At 57.4% G+C, this 17826-nt stretch carries 17 protein-coding genes; all 17 read right to left on the minus strand.

Annotated elements, in window-relative coordinates; translation table 11 throughout:
* Positions 1 to 2 precede the first annotated feature (2 nt).
* The gene (gene glmS, locus AC1RKH_RS11690; protein WP_493062781.1) at positions 3 to 1835 is read right to left on the minus strand and encodes a glutamine--fructose-6-phosphate transaminase (isomerizing); all 1833 of its coding nucleotides are present in this window, start codon (positions 1833 to 1835) and stop codon (positions 3 to 5) included.
* Between the two features lies 1 nt (position 1836).
* On the minus strand, positions 1837 to 2616 hold the full coding sequence (locus AC1RKH_RS11695; RefSeq protein WP_493062825.1) for a DeoR/GlpR family DNA-binding transcription regulator: 780 nt from the start codon (positions 2614 to 2616) through the stop codon (positions 1837 to 1839).
* A 215-nt stretch (positions 2617 to 2831) separates the two neighbouring features.
* A complete protein-coding gene (gene glmU / locus AC1RKH_RS11700) occupies positions 2832 to 4199 on the minus strand; it encodes a bifunctional UDP-N-acetylglucosamine diphosphorylase/glucosamine-1-phosphate N-acetyltransferase GlmU (RefSeq protein ID WP_493062782.1) in 1368 nt (455 codons plus the stop codon).
* A 116-nt stretch (positions 4200 to 4315) separates the two neighbouring features.
* Complete coding sequence (locus tag AC1RKH_RS11705) at positions 4316 to 4741, minus strand: F0F1 ATP synthase subunit epsilon (protein WP_071552658.1); 426 nt, start codon at positions 4739 to 4741, stop codon at positions 4316 to 4318.
* Positions 4742 to 4785: 44 nt separating this feature from the next.
* The gene (gene atpD / locus AC1RKH_RS11710) at positions 4786 to 6165 is read right to left on the minus strand and encodes a F0F1 ATP synthase subunit beta (RefSeq protein ID WP_019694391.1); all 1380 of its coding nucleotides are present in this window, start codon (positions 6163 to 6165) and stop codon (positions 4786 to 4788) included.
* Positions 6166 to 6192: 27 nt separating this feature from the next.
* Positions 6193 to 7053 (minus strand): F0F1 ATP synthase subunit gamma, encoded by an 861-nt coding sequence (atpG, locus tag AC1RKH_RS11715; protein WP_019694392.1) that lies wholly within the window; start codon positions 7051 to 7053, stop codon positions 6193 to 6195.
* A gap of 50 nt (positions 7054 to 7103) precedes the next feature.
* Positions 7104 to 8648, minus strand: coding sequence for a F0F1 ATP synthase subunit alpha (gene atpA, locus AC1RKH_RS11720; protein WP_054594853.1), 1545 nt, complete (start codon positions 8646 to 8648; stop codon positions 7104 to 7106).
* A 21-nt stretch (positions 8649 to 8669) separates the two neighbouring features.
* Positions 8670 to 9206, minus strand: coding sequence for a F0F1 ATP synthase subunit delta (locus AC1RKH_RS11725; RefSeq protein ID WP_462020455.1), 537 nt, complete (start codon positions 9204 to 9206; stop codon positions 8670 to 8672).
* A 12-nt stretch (positions 9207 to 9218) separates the two neighbouring features.
* Complete coding sequence (locus tag AC1RKH_RS11730; RefSeq protein ID WP_019694394.1) at positions 9219 to 9689, minus strand: F0F1 ATP synthase subunit B; 471 nt, start codon at positions 9687 to 9689, stop codon at positions 9219 to 9221.
* Positions 9690 to 9747: 58 nt separating this feature from the next.
* Positions 9748 to 10005 carry a F0F1 ATP synthase subunit C gene (gene atpE / locus AC1RKH_RS11735; RefSeq protein WP_019694395.1) on the minus strand — a complete coding sequence of 86 codons (258 nt, stop codon included), beginning with the start codon at positions 10003 to 10005 and terminating at the stop codon, positions 9748 to 9750.
* Positions 10006 to 10138: 133 nt separating this feature from the next.
* A complete protein-coding gene (gene atpB, locus AC1RKH_RS11740; protein ID WP_123427106.1) occupies positions 10139 to 11008 on the minus strand; it encodes a F0F1 ATP synthase subunit A in 870 nt (289 codons plus the stop codon).
* A gap of 16 nt (positions 11009 to 11024) precedes the next feature.
* On the minus strand, positions 11025 to 11432 hold the full coding sequence (locus AC1RKH_RS11745; RefSeq protein ID WP_123427104.1) for a F0F1 ATP synthase subunit I: 408 nt from the start codon (positions 11430 to 11432) through the stop codon (positions 11025 to 11027).
* Positions 11433 to 11580: 148 nt separating this feature from the next.
* On the minus strand, positions 11581 to 12453 hold the full coding sequence (locus AC1RKH_RS11750; RefSeq protein WP_493062783.1) for a ParB/RepB/Spo0J family partition protein: 873 nt from the start codon (positions 12451 to 12453) through the stop codon (positions 11581 to 11583).
* 9 nt (positions 12454 to 12462) lie between these two features.
* Complete coding sequence (locus AC1RKH_RS11755; protein WP_019694399.1) at positions 12463 to 13260, minus strand: ParA family protein; 798 nt, start codon at positions 13258 to 13260, stop codon at positions 12463 to 12465.
* Positions 13261 to 13278: 18 nt separating this feature from the next.
* A complete protein-coding gene (gene rsmG / locus AC1RKH_RS11760) occupies positions 13279 to 13914 on the minus strand; it encodes a 16S rRNA (guanine(527)-N(7))-methyltransferase RsmG (RefSeq protein ID WP_493062826.1) in 636 nt (211 codons plus the stop codon).
* Between the two features lie 5 nt (positions 13915 to 13919).
* Positions 13920 to 15812 (minus strand): tRNA uridine-5-carboxymethylaminomethyl(34) synthesis enzyme MnmG, encoded by a 1893-nt coding sequence (gene mnmG / locus AC1RKH_RS11765; RefSeq protein ID WP_493062784.1) that lies wholly within the window; start codon positions 15810 to 15812, stop codon positions 13920 to 13922.
* 637 nt (positions 15813 to 16449) lie between these two features.
* The gene (gene mnmE / locus AC1RKH_RS11770) at positions 16450 to 17820 is read right to left on the minus strand and encodes a tRNA uridine-5-carboxymethylaminomethyl(34) synthesis GTPase MnmE (RefSeq protein WP_123427098.1); all 1371 of its coding nucleotides are present in this window, start codon (positions 17818 to 17820) and stop codon (positions 16450 to 16452) included.
* Positions 17821 to 17826 lie beyond the last annotated feature (6 nt).

Genomic DNA, 17826 nt, shown 5'->3' on the forward strand with positions numbered 1-17826 from the left:
ACTCACTCCACCGTCACCGACTTCGCCAGGTTGCGCGGCTGGTCGACGTCAGTGCCTTTGAGCACGGCGACGTAGTACGAGAGCAGCTGCAGCGGAATGGTGTAGAGGATCGGCGACAGGATGTCGTGGATGTGCGGCATGTTGACCACATGCGTGCCTTCGCCATTGATCATGCCGGCTTTTTCGTCAGCAAACACAATCAGCTGGCCGCCACGGGCACGAACTTCCTGCAGGTTGGATTTCAACTTCTCCAGCAGTTCGTTGTTCGGTGCCACCGTCACCACCGGCATGTCGTCGTCGACCAGCGCCAACGGGCCGTGCTTGAGCTCGCCGGCCGGGTAGGCTTCAGCGTGGATGTAGGAGATTTCCTTGAGCTTGAGCGAGCCTTCCATCGCCACCGGGTACTGCGCGCCACGGCCCAGAAACAGCGTGTGGTGCTTGTCGGCAAACAGCTCGGCAATTTTTTCGACGGTGCTGTCCATGGCCAGCGCTTCGCCCAGACGAGTCGGCAAGCGACGCAGCTCTTCCACCAGTTCGGCTTCCACGCCGTTGGCCAAAGTGCCACGTACCTGACCCAGCGACAGGGTCAACAGCAACAGACCTACCAACTGAGTAGTGAACGCTTTAGTCGATGCCACACCGATTTCGCGACCGGCCTGGGTCAGCAGGGTCAGGTCGGACTCACGCACCAGGGAGCTGATGCCGACGTTGCAGATCGCCAGGCTGGCGAGGAAACCCAGCTCTTTGGCATTGCGCAGTGCAGCCAGGGTGTCAGCCGTTTCACCGGACTGGGAGATGGTCACGAACAGCGAATCTGGCTGCACGACCACTTTGCGATAACGGAATTCGCTGGCAACTTCGACCTGGCACGGGATCCCGGCCAGTTCTTCCAGCCAGTACCGCGCGACCATACCGGCGTGGTAGCTGGTTCCGCAGGCGACGATCTGCACATTGCGGACCTTGGCGAACAACTCGGCGGCTTGTGGACCAAAAGCCTGAACCAGCACCTGGTTCGGGCCAAGGCGACCTTCCAGAGTACGTTGCACGACCGATGGTTGTTCGTGGATTTCCTTGAGCATGAAGTGGCGGAACTTGCCCTTCTCGGCGGATTCGGTGTTATCGCGGTATTGCACCGCTTCGCGCTCGACAGCTTTGCCATCGATATCCCAGATCTGCACGCTGTCGCGGCGGATCTCAGCGATGTCACCTTCCTCCAGATACATGAAACGGTCAGTGACCTGACGCAGCGCCAGTTGGTCGGACGCGAGGAAGTTCTCGCCCAGCCCCAGGCCGATCACCAGCGGGCTACCACTGCGAGCGGCGACCAGACGATCCGGTTGTTGCGCGCTGATAACAGCAAGGCCGTAGGCACCGTGCAGTTCTTTGACAGTGGCCTTGAGGGCAACGGTCAGGTCAGGGAGCTCTTTAAGTTTGTGGTTCAGCAGGTGGGCAATGACTTCAGTATCGGTGTCCGAGTTGAACACGTAACCCAGTGCCTTCAGCTGCTCACGCAGGGCTTCATGGTTTTCGATGATGCCGTTGTGTACCACCGCCAGATCGCCGGAAAAATGCGGGTGAGCGTTACGTTCGCAGGGCGCGCCGTGAGTGGCCCAACGGGTGTGGGCAATACCCAGACGGCCGACCAGAGGTTCAGCGGCCAGCGCTTGTTCCAACTCGCTGACCTTGCCCGGGCGACGCATGCGCTCGAGTTTGTCGCCGTTGGTGTAAACCGCCACACCGGCGCTGTCGTAGCCGCGGTATTCGAGGCGCTTCAGGCCTTCGAGCAAAATGGCGGTGATGTTACGTTCCGCGACTGCGCCGACAATTCCACACATGCTATATCTCCTGGCTGACTGCCGCGCATATCAAGTGAATGCCGCGGGCCTGAATCTGGTCGCGAGCCTCTTGCGGCAGGCGATCATCGGTAATGAGGGTATGGACGCTGCTCCAGGGCAGCTCCAGGTTTGGAATCTTGCGGCCGATCTTGTCGGATTCGACCATCACGATCACTTCACGAGCCACGTCGGCCATTACTCGGCTAAGACCGAGCAGTTCGTTGAAAGTTGTGGTACCGCGCACCAGATCAATGCCGTCGGCACCAATGAACAACTGGTCGAAATCATAAGAGCGCAGGACCTGCTCGGCGACCTGCCCCTGGAATGACTCGGAATGCGGGTCCCAGGTTCCACCGGTCATCAACAACACGGGCTCATGTTCAAGTTCGCTCAGCGCATTGGCGACATGCAGGGAGTTGGTCATGACGACCAGACCCGGCTGCTGGCCAAGCTGCGGAATCATTGCGGCGGTGGTGCTACCGCTGTCGATGATAATCCGCGCATGTTCACGAATCCGCGTCACCGCGGTTCTGGCGATGGCTTGCTTGTACTGGGAGACGGATTGGCTCGGGTCACTGACCAGCTCTTGCGGCATGGTGATCGCGCCGCCGTAACGGCGTAGCAACAAGCCATTGCTTTCAAGCGCCGCCAGGTCTTTGCGAATTGTAACTTCCGAAGTTTCAAAACGCTTGGCCAGTTCATCCACACTGACTTCGCCCTGTTCATTGAGCAAGGCAAGAATATTGTGGCGACGTTGTGGTGTATTGCGCTTCGACATGATTTGGTAAGTTTCGATTCGAAAGATAACGAAAGCAATCAAAACCTATCGGCGAAACTTCGTCAAGCCGGTGCACGAAAAAAGATCTGTGGTTAACCCATTCGCGAGCAAGCCCGCTCCCACAGGTCATACGCAATCTCTGTGGGAGCGGGCTTGCTCGCGAATGCAATGGATCAGGCTGTGAATAACTCCAGCCTGATCATTGATCTGTGGATAACTCAGCTCTTGTGGATTTTCACCGGCCGCTTCCAGCCATTGATGTTCTTCTGCCGAGCCCGACCAACGGCCAGCTGGGATTTATCCACATTCGAGGTAATCGTCGAACCCGCCGCAGTCGTCGCACCGTCCAGGATATCCACAGGCGCTACCAACGAGTTGTTGGAACCAATGAACACGTCTTCACCCAGGACCGTCTTCCACTTGTTGACGCCATCATAGTTGCAGGTAATGGTGCCGGCGCCGATGTTGGTCCGTGCACCGATCTCGGCGTCACCCAGATAGCTCAGGTGACCGGCCTTGGCGCCTTCACCCAGATGGGCATTCTTCAATTCGACAAAGTTACCCACATGAGCGCGGGCTTCCAGCACAGTGCCCGGACGCAGGCGCGCGAACGGACCGGCATCGCTGCCCTCGCCCAATACCGCGCCTTCGATGTGGCTGTTGGCCTTGATCACCACGCCTTTGCGCAAAGTGCTGTCCTTGATCACGCAGTTCGGACCAATGACCACGTCGTCTTCGATGACCACACGACCTTCGAGGATCACGTTGATGTCGATCAGCACATCACGGCCAACAGTCACTTCACCGCGTACATCAAAACGTGCCGGATCGCGTAGCGTCACGCCTTGAGCCATCAGGCGGCGGCCTGCGCGCAACTGATAGTGACGCTCCAGCTCTGCGAGCTGCTTGCGGTCATTGGCGCCCTGCACTTCCATCGCGTCGTGAGGTTGCTCGGTGTCCACCACCAGACCGTCGCTGACGGCCATGGCAATCACGTCGGTCAGGTAGTACTCGCCTTGGGCGTTGTTGTTGGAGAGCCGGCTCATCCAGTCGCCCAGATGGCTGGCCGGCACCGCCAGAATGCCGGTGTTGCCTTCAGTAATCGTACGCTCGGCTTCGCTGGCATCTTTGTGCTCGACGATAGCGGTCACCCGACCGTCAGCATTACGCACGATGCGACCGTAACCCGTCGGGTCATCGAGCTCGACGGTCAACAGTCCCATCTGCAGTGGCGCCACAAGCTTGAGCAGGCGTTGCAGGGTCGGGACTTCAATCAACGGCACATCGCCGTAAAGAATCAATACGGTATCGGCGGTAATGAACGGCACAGCCTGGGCCACCGCGTGGCCCGTGCCGAGCTGCTTGTCCTGCAGCACGAAATTCAAGTCGTCTGCAGCCAAGCGCTCGCGCACTGCATCGGCACCGTGGCCAATCACCACGTGAATGCGCTGTGGATCAAGTTGGCGGGCAGTGTGGATAACATGGCCAAGCATCGAGTTGCCCGCCACCGGGTGAAGAACCTTCGGCAGTGCCGAACGCATGCGAGTGCCTTGACCGGCAGCGAGAATAACGATTTCTAGAGACATGACTGGCTACCAATCCTGGGTGGTCAGCGGCTGCGACCAAGAGATGAATTGCAAAAAAGAAAAAGGGTAGCCGAGGCTACCCTTTTTAATCAATCACACAACAAGCGGGAGGCTTATCAGCCGCCGAACTTCTTGCGGATCTGCTGGACGGTGCGCAGCTGAGCTGTCGCCTCGGCCAGACGTGCGGCAGCGGAACCGTAGTCGAACTCGGCGCCTCTTTCATGCAAGGCCTTCTCGGCAGCCTGAACGGCTTGCTGAGCGGAGGCTTCGTCCAGGTCGGCAGCACGTTGCACGGTGTCGGCAAGAACCTTGACCATGTTCGGCTGAACCTCGAGGTAACCACCGGAGATGTAAAACACCTCGGCTTCCCCACCCTGTTTGATCAGGCGGATCGGACCTGGCTTGAGTTCAGTGATCAGCGGTGCGTGACCCAGAGCGATACCAAGATCACCCAGGCTGCCGTGCGCAATCACCATCTCGACCAGACCGGAAAAGATTTCTCCTTCCGCGCTGACGATGTCGCAATGGACTGTCATAGCCATCTGCTTGCCTCAACCTGATTAGCGCCCGTTGCCGGGCGCCCGGATTACAGTTTCTTGGCTTTCTCGATCGCTTCTTCGATGCCGCCGACCATGTAGAACGCTTGTTCTGGCAGGTGGTCGTAGTCACCGTTGAGGATGCCTTTGAAGCCAGCAATGGTGTCTTTCAGGGAAACGTATTTACCCGAAGCACCGGTGAAGACTTCAGCCACGAAGAACGGCTGCGACAAGAAGCGCTGGATCTTACGAGCGCGGGATACCAACTGCTTGTCGGTTTCCGACAGCTCGTCCATACCCAGGATCGCAATGATGTCCTTCAGTTCTTTGTAACGCTGCAGAACATACTGAACGCCGCGAGCGGTGTCGTAGTGGTCCTGACCGATCACGTTCGGGTCCAGCTGACGCGAAGTCGAGTCCAGTGGATCTACCGCTGGGTAGATACCCAGGGAAGCGATGTCACGGGACAGAACGACGGTGGCGTCCAAGTGGGCGAAGGTGGTCGCTGGCGACGGGTCAGTCAAGTCATCCGCAGGTACGTATACCGCTTGGATCGAAGTGATCGAACCGTTTTTGGTGGAAGTGATGCGCTCTTGCAGAGTGCCCATCTCTTCAGCCAGGGTCGGCTGGTAACCTACTGCCGAAGGCATACGGCCCAGCAGTGCGGATACTTCAGTACCGGCCAGGGTGTAACGATAGATGTTGTCGACGAACAGCAGAACGTCGTTACCTTCGTCACGGAACTTCTCGGCCATGGTCAGGCCGGTCAGTGCTACGCGCAGACGGTTTCCCGGCGGCTCGTTCATCTGACCGTAAACCAGTGCCACTTTGTCCAGAACGTTGGAATCCTTCATCTCGTGGTAGAAGTCGTTACCCTCACGAGTACGCTCACCCACACCGGCGAACACGGAATAACCGCTGTGCTCGATGGCGATGTTACGGATCAGTTCCATCATGTTTACGGTTTTGCCTACACCGGCACCACCGAACAGACCGACTTTACCGCCCTTGGCAAACGGGCAAACCAGGTCGATAACCTTGATGCCGGTTTCCAGCAGGTCGTTGCCGCCAGCTTGTTCAGCGAAGGACGGCGCAGGACGGTGAATGCCCCAGCGTTCTTCGGTGTCAATCGGGCCAGCTTCGTCGATCGGGTTGCCCAGTACGTCCATGATCCGGCCCAGGGTCGCTTTACCGACCGGTACGGAGATGGCTGCGCCGGAGTCCTTGACTTCCAGACCACGCTTCAAGCCCTCGGTGGAGCCCATCGCAATGGTACGAACCACGCCGTCGCCCAGCTGCTGCTGAACTTCCAGAGTGGTTCCGGCCGCGCTTTGTACTTCCAGCGCGTTGTAGATGCTCGGTACGCTGTCGCGTGGAAATTCCACGTCGATAACGGCGCCGATGATTTGAACGATACGTCCGCTACTCATAGCTGGATCCTCTGAATATTTGAACCGTTAAACCGCGGCAGCGCCGCCGACGATTTCCGAGATCTCTTGGGTGATCGCAGCCTGACGCGCCTTGTTGTAGATCAGCTGCAAATCGCTGATCAAGTCACCGGCGTTGTCGGTAGCGTTCTTCATTGCGATCATCCGCGCCGCTTGTTCAGCTGCGTTGTTCTCGACCACCGCCTGGTAGACCTGCGACTCCACGTAGCGGACCATCAAGCCGTCAAGCAGCTCCTTGGCATCCGGTTCGTAGAGATAGTCCCAGTGGTGCTTGAGTTCTTGATCCGGGGTCGCCACCAGTGGAATCAATTGCTCCACGGTAGGCTGCTGCGTCATGGTGTTGATGAACTTGTTGGACACCACGCACAGGCGGTCAATACGGCCGTCCAGGTAGGCATCCAGCATCACCTTGACGCTGCCGATCAGATCATTGATCGACGGCTCTTCACCCAGGTGGCTGATAGCTGCAACGACGTTACCGCCGAAGTTGCGGAAGAAAGCCGCACCTTTGCTACCAATCACACACAGATCGATCTCGACGCCTTGTTCGCGGTTTACCGCCATGTCCTTGACCAAAGCCTTGAACAGGTTGGTGTTCAAGCCACCACACAGACCACGGTCACTGCTCACGACGACATAACCGACGCGCTTGATAGCACGGTCGATCATGAACGGGTGGCGATATTCCGGGTTAGCGTTGGCCAGATGACCAATAACCTGGCGGATGCGCTCCGCGTAAGGACGGCTAGCCGACATGCGCATTTGTGCCTTGCGCATTTTGCTGACCGCCACTTTTTCCATGGCGCTGGTAATTTTTTGCGTGCTTTTGATGCTCGCAATCTTACTGCGAATCTCTTTTGCGCCTGCCATGTAACACCTATCAGGTTAGCAAGCGGGAGCCTCTCGGCCCCCGCTGCGGCTTACCAGGTTTGGGTGGCCTTGAACTTTTCGATACCGGCTTTCAGGCCAGCGTCGATTTCGTCATTGAAGTCACCCTTCACGTTGATCTTCGCCATCAATTCGGCGTGATCGCGGTTGAAGTAAGCAATCATGGCCTGCTCGAAGCTACCGATTTTTGGAATCTCGATGTCTACCAGGAAGCCACGTTCAGCGGCATACAGGGACAACGACATGTCGGCAATGGACATCGGCGCATATTGCTTCTGCTTCATCAGCTCGGTAACGCGCTGACCGTGCTCAAGCTGCTTGCGAGTGGCTTCGTCCAGGTCAGAAGCGAACTGGGCGAATGCAGCCAGTTCACGGTACTGAGCCAGAGCGGTACGGATACCACCGGAAAGCTTCTTGATGATCTTGGTCTGAGCGGCACCACCCACACGGGATACCGAAACACCGGCGTTCACTGCAGGACGGATCCCGGAGTTGAACATGGCGGATTCCAGGAAGATCTGACCGTCGGTGATGGAAATCACGTTGGTCGGAACGAACGCGGAAACGTCGCCAGCCTGAGTTTCAATGATTGGCAGAGCGGTCAAGGAACCGGTCTTGCCAGTCACGGCACCGTTAGTGAACTTCTCTACGTACTCTTCCGAAACGCGGGATGCGCGCTCCAGCAGACGGGAGTGGAGATAGAACACGTCGCCTGGGTAGGCTTCACGGCCTGGTGGACGGCGCAGCAGCAGGGAAATCTGGCGGTAAGCCACTGCTTGCTTGGACAGATCGTCATAAACGATCAGCGCGTCTTCACCGCGGTCGCGGAAATATTCGCCCATGGTGCAACCGGAGTACGGTGCCAGGAATTGCAGTGCAGCCGATTCCGAAGCACTGGCAGCTACGACGATGGTGTTAGCCAAGGCGCCGTTTTCTTCCAGCTTGCGAACCACGTTGGCGATGGTCGATTGTTTCTGACCGATCGCTACGTAGACGCAGAAGATGCCGCTGTCTTTCTGGTTGATGATCGCGTCGATCGCCAGAGCGGTTTTACCGATCTGACGGTCACCGATGATCAGCTCACGCTGGCCACGGCCGACAGGGATCATGGCATCGACAGCCTTGTAGCCAGTCTGTACAGGCTGGTCTACCGACTTACGCCAGATCACGCCCGGAGCAACTTTCTCGACCGCATCGGTCTCGGTGTTGTTCAGCGGACCTTTGCCGTCAACTGGGTTACCCAGTGCGTCGACTACGCGACCCAGCAGTTCCTTACCAACCGGAACTTCGAGGATGCGGCCAGTGCACTTGGCGCTCATGCCTTCAGCCAGAGTCTGGTAAGAGCCCAATACAACGGCACCTACAGAGTCTTGCTCCAGGTTGAGGGCCATACCGTAGACGCCGCCCGGAAACTCGATCATCTCGCCGTACATAACGTCGGCCAGACCGTGAATCCGCACGATGCCGTCAGATACGCTGACGACAGTGCCTTCGTTACGGGCTTGGGAGGTCACATCGAGCTTTTCGATGCGGCCCTTGATAATTTCACTTATTTCGGAAGGATTGAGTTGCTGCATTGCTCTGCTGCCCCTTCAAACTCAAGATTTCAATGCTTCGGCAAGGTTCGCGAGTTTGCCGCGAATCGAGCCATCGATTACCAGGTCGCCGGCGCGGATGATGACACCACCAATAAGGGTGGCATCCTCCGCAGCGTGCAGTCGCACTTCCCGGCCGAGCCGTGCACTGAGAACCTTGGCGAGTTTGTCTTGCTGTTCTTGGTTCAATGCAAAAGCACTGGTGACATCCACATCTACCGATTTCTCTTGTTCGGCCTTGTACAGGTCAAACAGAGCGGCGATCTCCGGCAAAAGCGGGAGACGGTCGTTTTCAGCAACGACGTGGATGAAATTCTGTGCCTTGGCATCGAACTTGTCGCCACACACGTCGATAAACGTGGTGGCCTTGTCTGCGCTCGTCAGTCGCGGGGCCTTGAGCACGCGCTGCATGGTGTCGTCTTGCGACACTGCTGCAGCCAGGCCGAGCATGGCTGACCAAGAGGCCAGTTGCTGGTGGGCCTGGGCGTGCTCGAAGGCTGCCTTAGCGTAAGGTCGGGCCAACGTGGTCAGTTCTGCCATGATCGCCCTCGCTTAAATTTCAGCAGCCAGTTTGTTAACCAGCTCCGCGTGCGCGTTTTGATCGATTGTGGCACCCAGGATCTTCTCGGCGCCGCCAACGGCCAGGGCACCCAGTTGGGCACGCAGCGCGTCTTTGACACTGTTCAGTTCCTGCTCGATCTCGGCCTGAGCCTGCACCTTCACACGTTCAGCGTCGACACGGGCTTTATCAACAGCCTCTTCGACGATCTGATTACCGCGTTTCTTGGCTTGCTCAATGATTTCGGCTGCCTGAGCTTTAGCTTCGCGCAGTTGTTGACCCGCTTTATCTTGGGCCAATTCCAGGTCGCGAGCTGCTCGGGCGGCAGCGTCCAGTCCATCCGCGATCTTCTTCTGACGTTCGTGCAAAGCCGCGATGACCGGAGGCCACACGAACTTCATGCAAAACAGTACAAAAATGAAGAACGCAACGGACTGGCCAATCAGGGTTGCATTAATGTTCACGCCAACACCTCGCTCGTTCGTTGTCCATCAGACTTGCTCAACTCGAAAATCCGAGTGATTAGTGAGCGAGTTGACCAACGAAAGGGTTCGCGAAGGTGAAGAACAGAGCGATACCAACGCCGATCATGGTTACGGCGTCGAGCAGACCGGCAACGATGAACATTTTGACTTGCAGCATTGGAACCATTTCTGGCTGACGCGCTGCGCCTTCCAGGAACTTGCCGCCCAACAGGCCGAAACCAATTGCGGTACCCAGTGCGCCCAGGCCGATCAACAGTGCAACAGCGATAGCGGTTAGACCAACTACAGTTTCCATCTTTCCTCCCGACTTTTACGTCGTATGGTTTAGGTTTTTTAGATTAAAGCGGTAAAACAAATCGTTTCATCGAGCCCGGTACGGGCCCCCTCTCACCGAAGCGAGAGGGACATCAGACTAGCCGAAGCAGGTCTTAATGGTTCTCTTCGTGCGCCATCGACAGGTAGACGATGGTCAGCATCATGAAGATAAACGCCTGCAGGGTGATGATCAGGATGTGGAACACAGCCCACGCCCACTGCAGCACAATGCCCAGGCCGCTAAGCCAGAGCAGGCCGCTGCCGAACATCACGGCGATCAGGATAAACACCAGCTCGCCAGCGTACATGTTGCCGAACAGACGCAGTGCCAGCGAAATTGGCTTGGCAATCAGCGTCACGAACTCCAGCAGGAAGTTCACCGGAATCAGCAGGGCTTGAAGGAAAATGTTCTTGCTGCCGAACGGGTGCAAGGTCAGTTCGCCGATAAAGCCGCCGATGCCCTTGATCTTGATGCTGTAGAAAATGATCAACGCGAACACCGAGAAGGCCATGGCCAGCGTAGCGTTCGGGTCGGTGGTCGATACGGCACGGAACGGGATCTCGTGGTTGCCGGAAATGGCCGCGGCCAGTTGCGGGATCCAGTCGACCGGTACCAGGTCGATGGCGTTCATCATGAACACCCAGACGAAGATGGTCAGTGCCAGAGGTGCAACCACCGGGCTACGGCCATGGAAGCTGTCTTTCACGCTGCTGTCGACGAATTCGACCAATACTTCAACGAAGTTCTGCAAGGCACCTGGTACGCCGGAAGTCGCCTTCTTCGCCGCCATGCGGAAAAGAAGAACGAAGATCAGACCCAACGCGACCGACCAGCCGAGGGTATCGACGTGGAAAGCCCAGAAGCCCATTGCCTTGGCTTCTGCTGCGGTGTGGGCAAAGCCCCAGCCGCCGGTAGGTAGCTGACCGAAGGTCAGGTTTTGCAAGTGGTGCTGGATATAGCCCGAAGCGGATTCTGCTGCCATGGTTGCCTCAAACGCCCTAAGGTCTCGAAAGTCTTGTTCTCATCAGCAGGGGAGCGAACCAGCTGACCAGTTGGGTCAGCACGAAGACGCCGAATACAGCTAGCGGCGCCAGTGGCTTCACACCTGCGAACGTCAATGCAAAGAGCACTGCCGTCAAAATCAGTTTGCCCGCCTCGCCGGCATAAAAAGACCGGACGATGGCTTGAGCTGCTCGGGCGCCGGAAAACCGAAATGCCCTGTGAGCGAAATAAACATTGGGAAGCAAGGCTATCAGGCCTCCGCAGAGTCCTGAGTATCCGGCTACGACTCCATGCCATCGCCAGAGCGCCAAAGCGGCAAGCAGCAAAACGACAAATTGCGCCAATAACACGGGAAAAACCGCCAGGCGATGGAACGGCAAGCGGTTTGGCGTGCGGGTTTCCATCACTTTTGCTCCTCAAAGGCCGGCTGCCAGAATTCAATAACTTGGCATAATTTGTGCCGACAAAATGCGCGCAGAGTATAGGGGCGGTTCAGCCCCTATTCAACTGTCAGGTAGTGATTTCGAACTTCGCGCTACATGAGGAAATGTTTCAGCGGATATGTGCGAGGACGCCTTGAAGCTCATCGAGGGAGTTGTAACCAATCACCAACTGCCCTTTGCCCTTCTTCCCGTGGCGGATCTGCACCGCAGAGCCTAGGCGCTCTGCCAGGCGCTGTTCGAGACGAGCGATATCCGGGTCGGGTTTTGAGGGTTCGATGGGCTCCGGTTTGCCACTCAACCACTGGCGAACCAGTGCTTCGGTCTGGCGCACGGTGAGGCCACGTGCGACAACATGTCGCGCCCCCTCAACCTGTTGATTTTCCGGCAAACCGAGCAAAGCACGGGCATGACCCATTTCCAGGTCACCGTGGGACAACATGGTCTTGATGACTTCCGGCAATGCAATCAGGCGCAACAAGTTGGCGACGGTCACGCGGGATTTACCCACCGCCTCGGCGACTTGCTGCTGAGTCAGCTGGAATTCCTGCTGCAAACGCTGCAGGGCAACCGCTTCCTCGATCGGATTGAGGTCTTCGCGCTGGATGTTCTCGATCAGCGCCATGGCGATCGCAGTTTCATCCGGCACGTCGCGAACCATCGCCGGGATGGTTTCCTGGCCAGCCTGCTGGCTGGCACGCCAGCGGCGTTCGCCGGCGATGATTTCAAAGCGGCCAGCACCGATCGGGCGAACCACGATCGGCTGCATCACGCCTTGAGCCTTGATCGACTGCGCCAGTTCTTCCAGCGCCTGTGGGTCCATGTCCCGACGCGGCTGGTACTTGCCGCGCTGGATCAGGTCCAGCGGCAGGTGTTGCAGCTCACGCTGATCGGCCTGCACCGCTTGTTCTTCAAGCAAGCTGACAGTCGGACCACTCAGCAGTGCATCCAGTCCACGTCCGAGACCTCGTTTCTTGACGGCCATGGGGATTCCTTAAGTTGCCTGAGCAGCGGCAATGCGTGAATTTTTGCGCTGACGACGAACCATCTCGCCCGCCAGGGCCAGATAGGCCAGTGCGCCACGGGATTGTTTGTCATAGGCCAACGCCGGCATGCCATAACTTGGCGCTTCGGCCAGACGGATGTTGCGCGGAATCACGGTGTCATACAGTTGCTCACCGAAGTGTTCCTTGAGCTGCGCCGACACATCGTTCATCAGGCTCAGGCGCGGGTCATACATGGTCCGCAGCAGGCCTTCGATTTTCAGATTCGGATTCAGCAACTCGGCGATGCGCTTGATGTTATCCACAAGGTCGCTCAACCCTTCGAGCGCGAAGTACTCGCACTGCATGGGGATAATGACCCCGTCGGAAGCAACCAGAGCATTGAGCGTGAGCATCGACAGCGACGGTGGGCAGTCGATCAAAATGTAATCGTAGTTCTCACGGATCGGCGCCAAAGCGCTGCGCAGACGGCTTTCCTTCATCTGCATTTCCAGCAGAACGACTTCAGCCGCCGTCAAATCGCGGTTGGCCGGCAACAACTGGTAACCACCGTGTTCGGAAAAGTGCATGGCCTGAGCCAGATCGCATTCGCCGATCAACAGGTCGTAGACCGAGTTTTCCAGACCGTGTTTATCCACACCGCTACCCATGGTGGCGTTGCCCTGTGGATCAAGATCGATCAACAACACCCGGCGCTTGGTCGCGACCAGGGATGCTGCGAGGTTGATGCAGGTGGTGGTCTTGCCCACACCACCCTTTTGGTTCGCTATCGCGAATACCTTAGCCATTCTTGCTTGTGTTCCCAATCATGCCGTGCGGCGCAGTATCAGCAGATGGCGTTGGCCTTGGCAACCGGGTACGGCCAGGGCGTGTTCGCTATCGAGGTGGAAGTCTGCCGGCAATGCTACCAGCTCATCCGCGGGATGAACGCCCTTCATTGCCAGCCAACGTGTATCGCTATCGCCCAAATGGCGAGTCCAGTTGCTGAAGTTCTCCATGCTGCTGAATGCCCGGGAAATGATCCCGTTGAACGGCAGTACAGGCGTGAAGGCTTCGACGCGACTGTGGATAACTTGCAGGTTATCCAGTTTGAGTTCGAGTTTGACCTGAGTCAGGAAGCGGGTTTTCTTGCCGTTGCTGTCCAGGCACGTCACTTGCGACTCGGGAAACAGGATCGCCAATGGAATACCCGGCATGCCGCCGCCGCTGCCAACATCCAGCCAGCGGCCGTTTTCGATGAAGGACATCACGCTCAGGCTGTCGAGCAAATGCCGTGAAACCATTTCGTCGGGATCACGCACGGCGGTCAAGTTGTAAGCCTTGTTCCATTTGATCAACAGGGCCAGATAACCCAGCAGCTGCGCGTGCTGGGTTTCTGTCAGGTTGACGCCGAGCTGGCGAGCACCTGTGGATAACTCTTCGGCGTGTTGCGAGGTGACCATCGAACTCAAGCGCTTTGCTCCAACTGACGGCCCGCGCCGCGTTTTTTCAAATGAATCATCAACAGCGAAATCGCTGCCGGGGTCACGCCCGGGATCCGCGATGCCTGGCCCAGGGTCTCTGGACGGGTCGCACCGAGCTTGCTCTGGATCTCTTTGGAGAGACCGGAGATGTTCGTGTAATCGATATCCACAGGCAATTTGGTGTCTTCACTGGCCCGCAGGCGAGCGATTTCATCTTGCTGGCGGTCGATGTAACCGGCGTATTTGGTCTTGATTTCGACCTGCTCGGCGACCTGTGGATCTTCTGCACCGGCGCCCGTCACCGAGATCAGACCAGCGTAGTCGATTTCCGGACGGGTCAGCAGGTTCAGCAAGTTGTATTCGTGAGTCAGCGGCGTGCCGAATTTTTCGGCAATCGCATCGCCCTGTTCGGTGCCCGGGCGAACCCAGGTGCTTTTCAGGCGTTGCTCTTCGACTTCGATGCTTTCGCGTTTTTTGCAGAAAGCCGCCCAGCGCACGTCATCCACCAGACCCAGTTCGCGACCTTTTTCGGTCAAACGCAGGTCGGCGTTGTCTTCGCGCAGGATCAAACGATATTCGGCGCGGGAGGTGAACATCCGATACGGTTCCTGGGTACCCAGGGTAATCAGGTCGTCGACCAATACGCCGATGTACGCCTCGTCGCGACGCGGGCACCAGCTGTCTTTGCCCTGGGCGCGCAATGCTGCGTTGGCCCCGGCCAGCAAACCTTGGGCACCGGCTTCTTCGTAACCGGTGGTGCCATTGATTTGTCCGGCGAAGAACAGACCGCCGATGACTTTGGTTTCCAGGCTGTACTTCAGGTCACGCGGATCGAAGTAGTCGTACTCGATGGCGTAGCCCGGGCGAACGATATGGGCGTTTTCCATGCCGCGAATCGATTGCACGATCTGCAATTGCACGTCGAACGGCAAGGATGTGGATATCCCGTTCGGGTACAGCTCGTGGGTGGTCAAACCTTCCGGCTCGATGAAGACCTGATGGCTTTCCTTGTCGGCAAAGCGGTGGATCTTGTCTTCGATCGATGGGCAATAACGCGGGCCAATACCTTCGATCACCCCGGAGTACATCGGCGAACGGTCGAGGTTCGCGGCAATGATCTCGTGAGTACGGGCGTTGGTGTGGGTAATCCAGCAGCTGACTTGCGCAGGATGCTGTTCTTTGGACCCCATGAACGACATCACCGGAATCGGTGTATCGCCGGGCTGCTCGGTCATCACCGAGAAATCCACAGAACGGCCATCGATACGCGGCGGCGTACCGGTTTTCAGGCGACCCACGCGCAAAGGCAGTTCACGCAGACGATGGGCCAGGGCGATCGACGGTGGATCGCCGGCACGACCGCCGGAATAGTTCTGCATACCGATGTGGATAAGTCCACCGAGGAAGGTGCCAGTGGTCAACACCACGGAGTCCGCGAAGAAACGCAGGCCCATTTGGGTGACAACACCACGCACTTGTTCCTGTTCGACGATCAGGTCGTCGGCCGCCTGTTGAAATATCCACAGGTTCGGCTGGTTCTCGAGAATCTCGCGCACAGCGGCCTTGTACAGAACGCGGTCGGCCTGGGCGCGAGTAGCGCGCACGGCTGGGCCTTTGCGGCTGTTCAAGACGCGAAACTGAATACCGCCTTTATCGGTAGCCATGGCCATCGCGCCGCCAAGGGCATCGATTTCCTTGACCAGATGGCTCTTGCCGATCCCGCCAATCGCGGGGTTGCAGCTCATTGCTCCGAGGGTTTCCACGTTATGCGTCAGCAACAGGGTTTTTGCCCCCATACGTGCTGATGCAAGTGCTGCCTCGGTACCGGCATGACCGCCGCCGATGACGATCACTTCAAAACGGGAAGGGAAATCCACCACGCACCTCGTGCCTGCTTCAGTTAGGTAATCAGGAATAGTTTGAGCTCAGGTTTTTGGACCTGGGCGGCAAGTATAGGGACTTCGCCCTTTCTAAAGAACCCTTTGCACAAAATTTAACCAGCTGTGGAGAAGTCGGGGTAATAGAAATTAAAAAGAGAGAAATTTATTAAATCTTTGTTTTTATGTTTATTTCTACTGCGCTACCTTTCTGTGGATAGATTCATACAGCCCTTTATTTTCAATGTGTACAGAGGTTCAAAACCCTGTGGTCATGTGCCAAGGAGGCCCTTGGATAACCGGTGTAAGCCTGTGGATGAATGAGCTGGTTATCCACAGAGGTGGTTTTCCTCAGTTTTTAGGCCCTGTTATCAACTGTGCTCAGTGGCAGTTATTCACAGGGCTTAATCCACAGAAAAGCGCTGAATAGGGCAAATTCCGCCCACGGGGAAACCACCTGTGCGATGGATACGCATGGCAACGGAAGAAGAAAAAGGGATTTGACGCGATGCTCACTCCCGTAGGAGCTGCCGAAGGCTGCGATCTTTTAGCGGCTTAGGCGCCTATGAAGCTCAAACGCACAGGGCAAAACATCAAAAGATCGCAGGCTACGCCAGCTCCTACGCGAAGGAATGGGCTATTTACCGATACAGAAGCTGGAAAAGATCCTTCCCAGCAGGTCGTCGGAGCTGAATTCGCCGGTAATTTCACCCAACGACTGCTGCGCCTGACGCAAATCTTCAGCCAGTAGCTCTCCAGCACCGGCCAAGGTCAGCTGCGCGCGGCCATGTTCGAGTGAGGCACTGGCATGGCGCAGGGCTTCCAGGTGACGCCGGCGGGCGCTGAAACTGCTTTCCGAGGTCTGCTCATAGCCCATGCAGGCCTTGAGATGATCGCGCAGTAGCTCCAGGCCTTCGCCTGCAGACCTGGCGCTCAGGCTGATGGTCACGTGGCCATCGTCACTGACTTCCAGTGCAATCGCCTCGCCAGTGAGGTCTGCCTTGTTGCGGATCAAGGTCACTTTGGCCGGATCTGGCCGCTGCTCGAGGAATTCTGGCCACAAGGCAAAAGGATCAAGTGCTTCAGGGGCTGTGGCATCGACCACCAACAACACCCGATCTGCCTCGCTGATAGCCTTCAATGCCCGTTCCACGCCAATCTTCTCGACCTGGTCATCGGTATCGCGCAATCCAGCCGTATCGACCACATGCAGCGGCATACCGTCGATGTGGATATGCTCGCGCAGGATATCCCGGGTAGTGCCGGCAATTTCGGTAACGATGGCCGCTTCACGGCCGGCCAATGCGTTGAGCAGGCTGGATTTACCGGCATTCGGACGACCAGCGATCACCACGGTCATGCCGTCGCGCAGCAATGCGCCCTGCCCGGCTTCACGCAACACGGTGGATAACTCATCACGCACCGCATCGAGCATCGTCAGTACGTGGCCATCGGCAAGAAAGTCGATTTCTTCTTCAGGGAAGTCGATTGCCGCCTCAACGTAGATCCGTAGTGCAATCAGTTGCTCGGTGAGGTTATGCACACGTTGCGAAAATGCGCCTTGCAACGAGCGCAAAGCGTTACGAGCAGCCTGTGCAGAGCTTGCCTCAATGAGGTCGGCGATGGCTTCGGCCTGGGCCAGGTCGAGTTTGTCGTTGAGGAACGCGCGTTCGCTGAATTCCCCCGGCCGGGCAAGTCGGCAACCCAATTGCAGGCAACGCTGCAGCAGCATATCCAGAACGATCGGCCCACCGTGGCCCTGGAGTTCCAGCACATCTTCGCCGGTGAATGAATTCGGCCCAGGGAAATACAGGGCGATGCCTTCGTCCAGCACCTCTTCGTGTTCACTGAGAAACGGGCCGTAATGGGCAAACCGCGGTTTCAGCTCGCGACCGCTGATGGCTTTGGCCGCCACGTTTGCCAGCGGTCCGGAAATACGGACGATACCGACACCGCCACGGCCTTGAGCGGTGGCGACGGCGGCGATGGTTTCACGAGGAGCGCTCATGATTCG

Source organism: Pseudomonas sp. GW822-FHT06B12 (genome assembly GCF_058799675.1).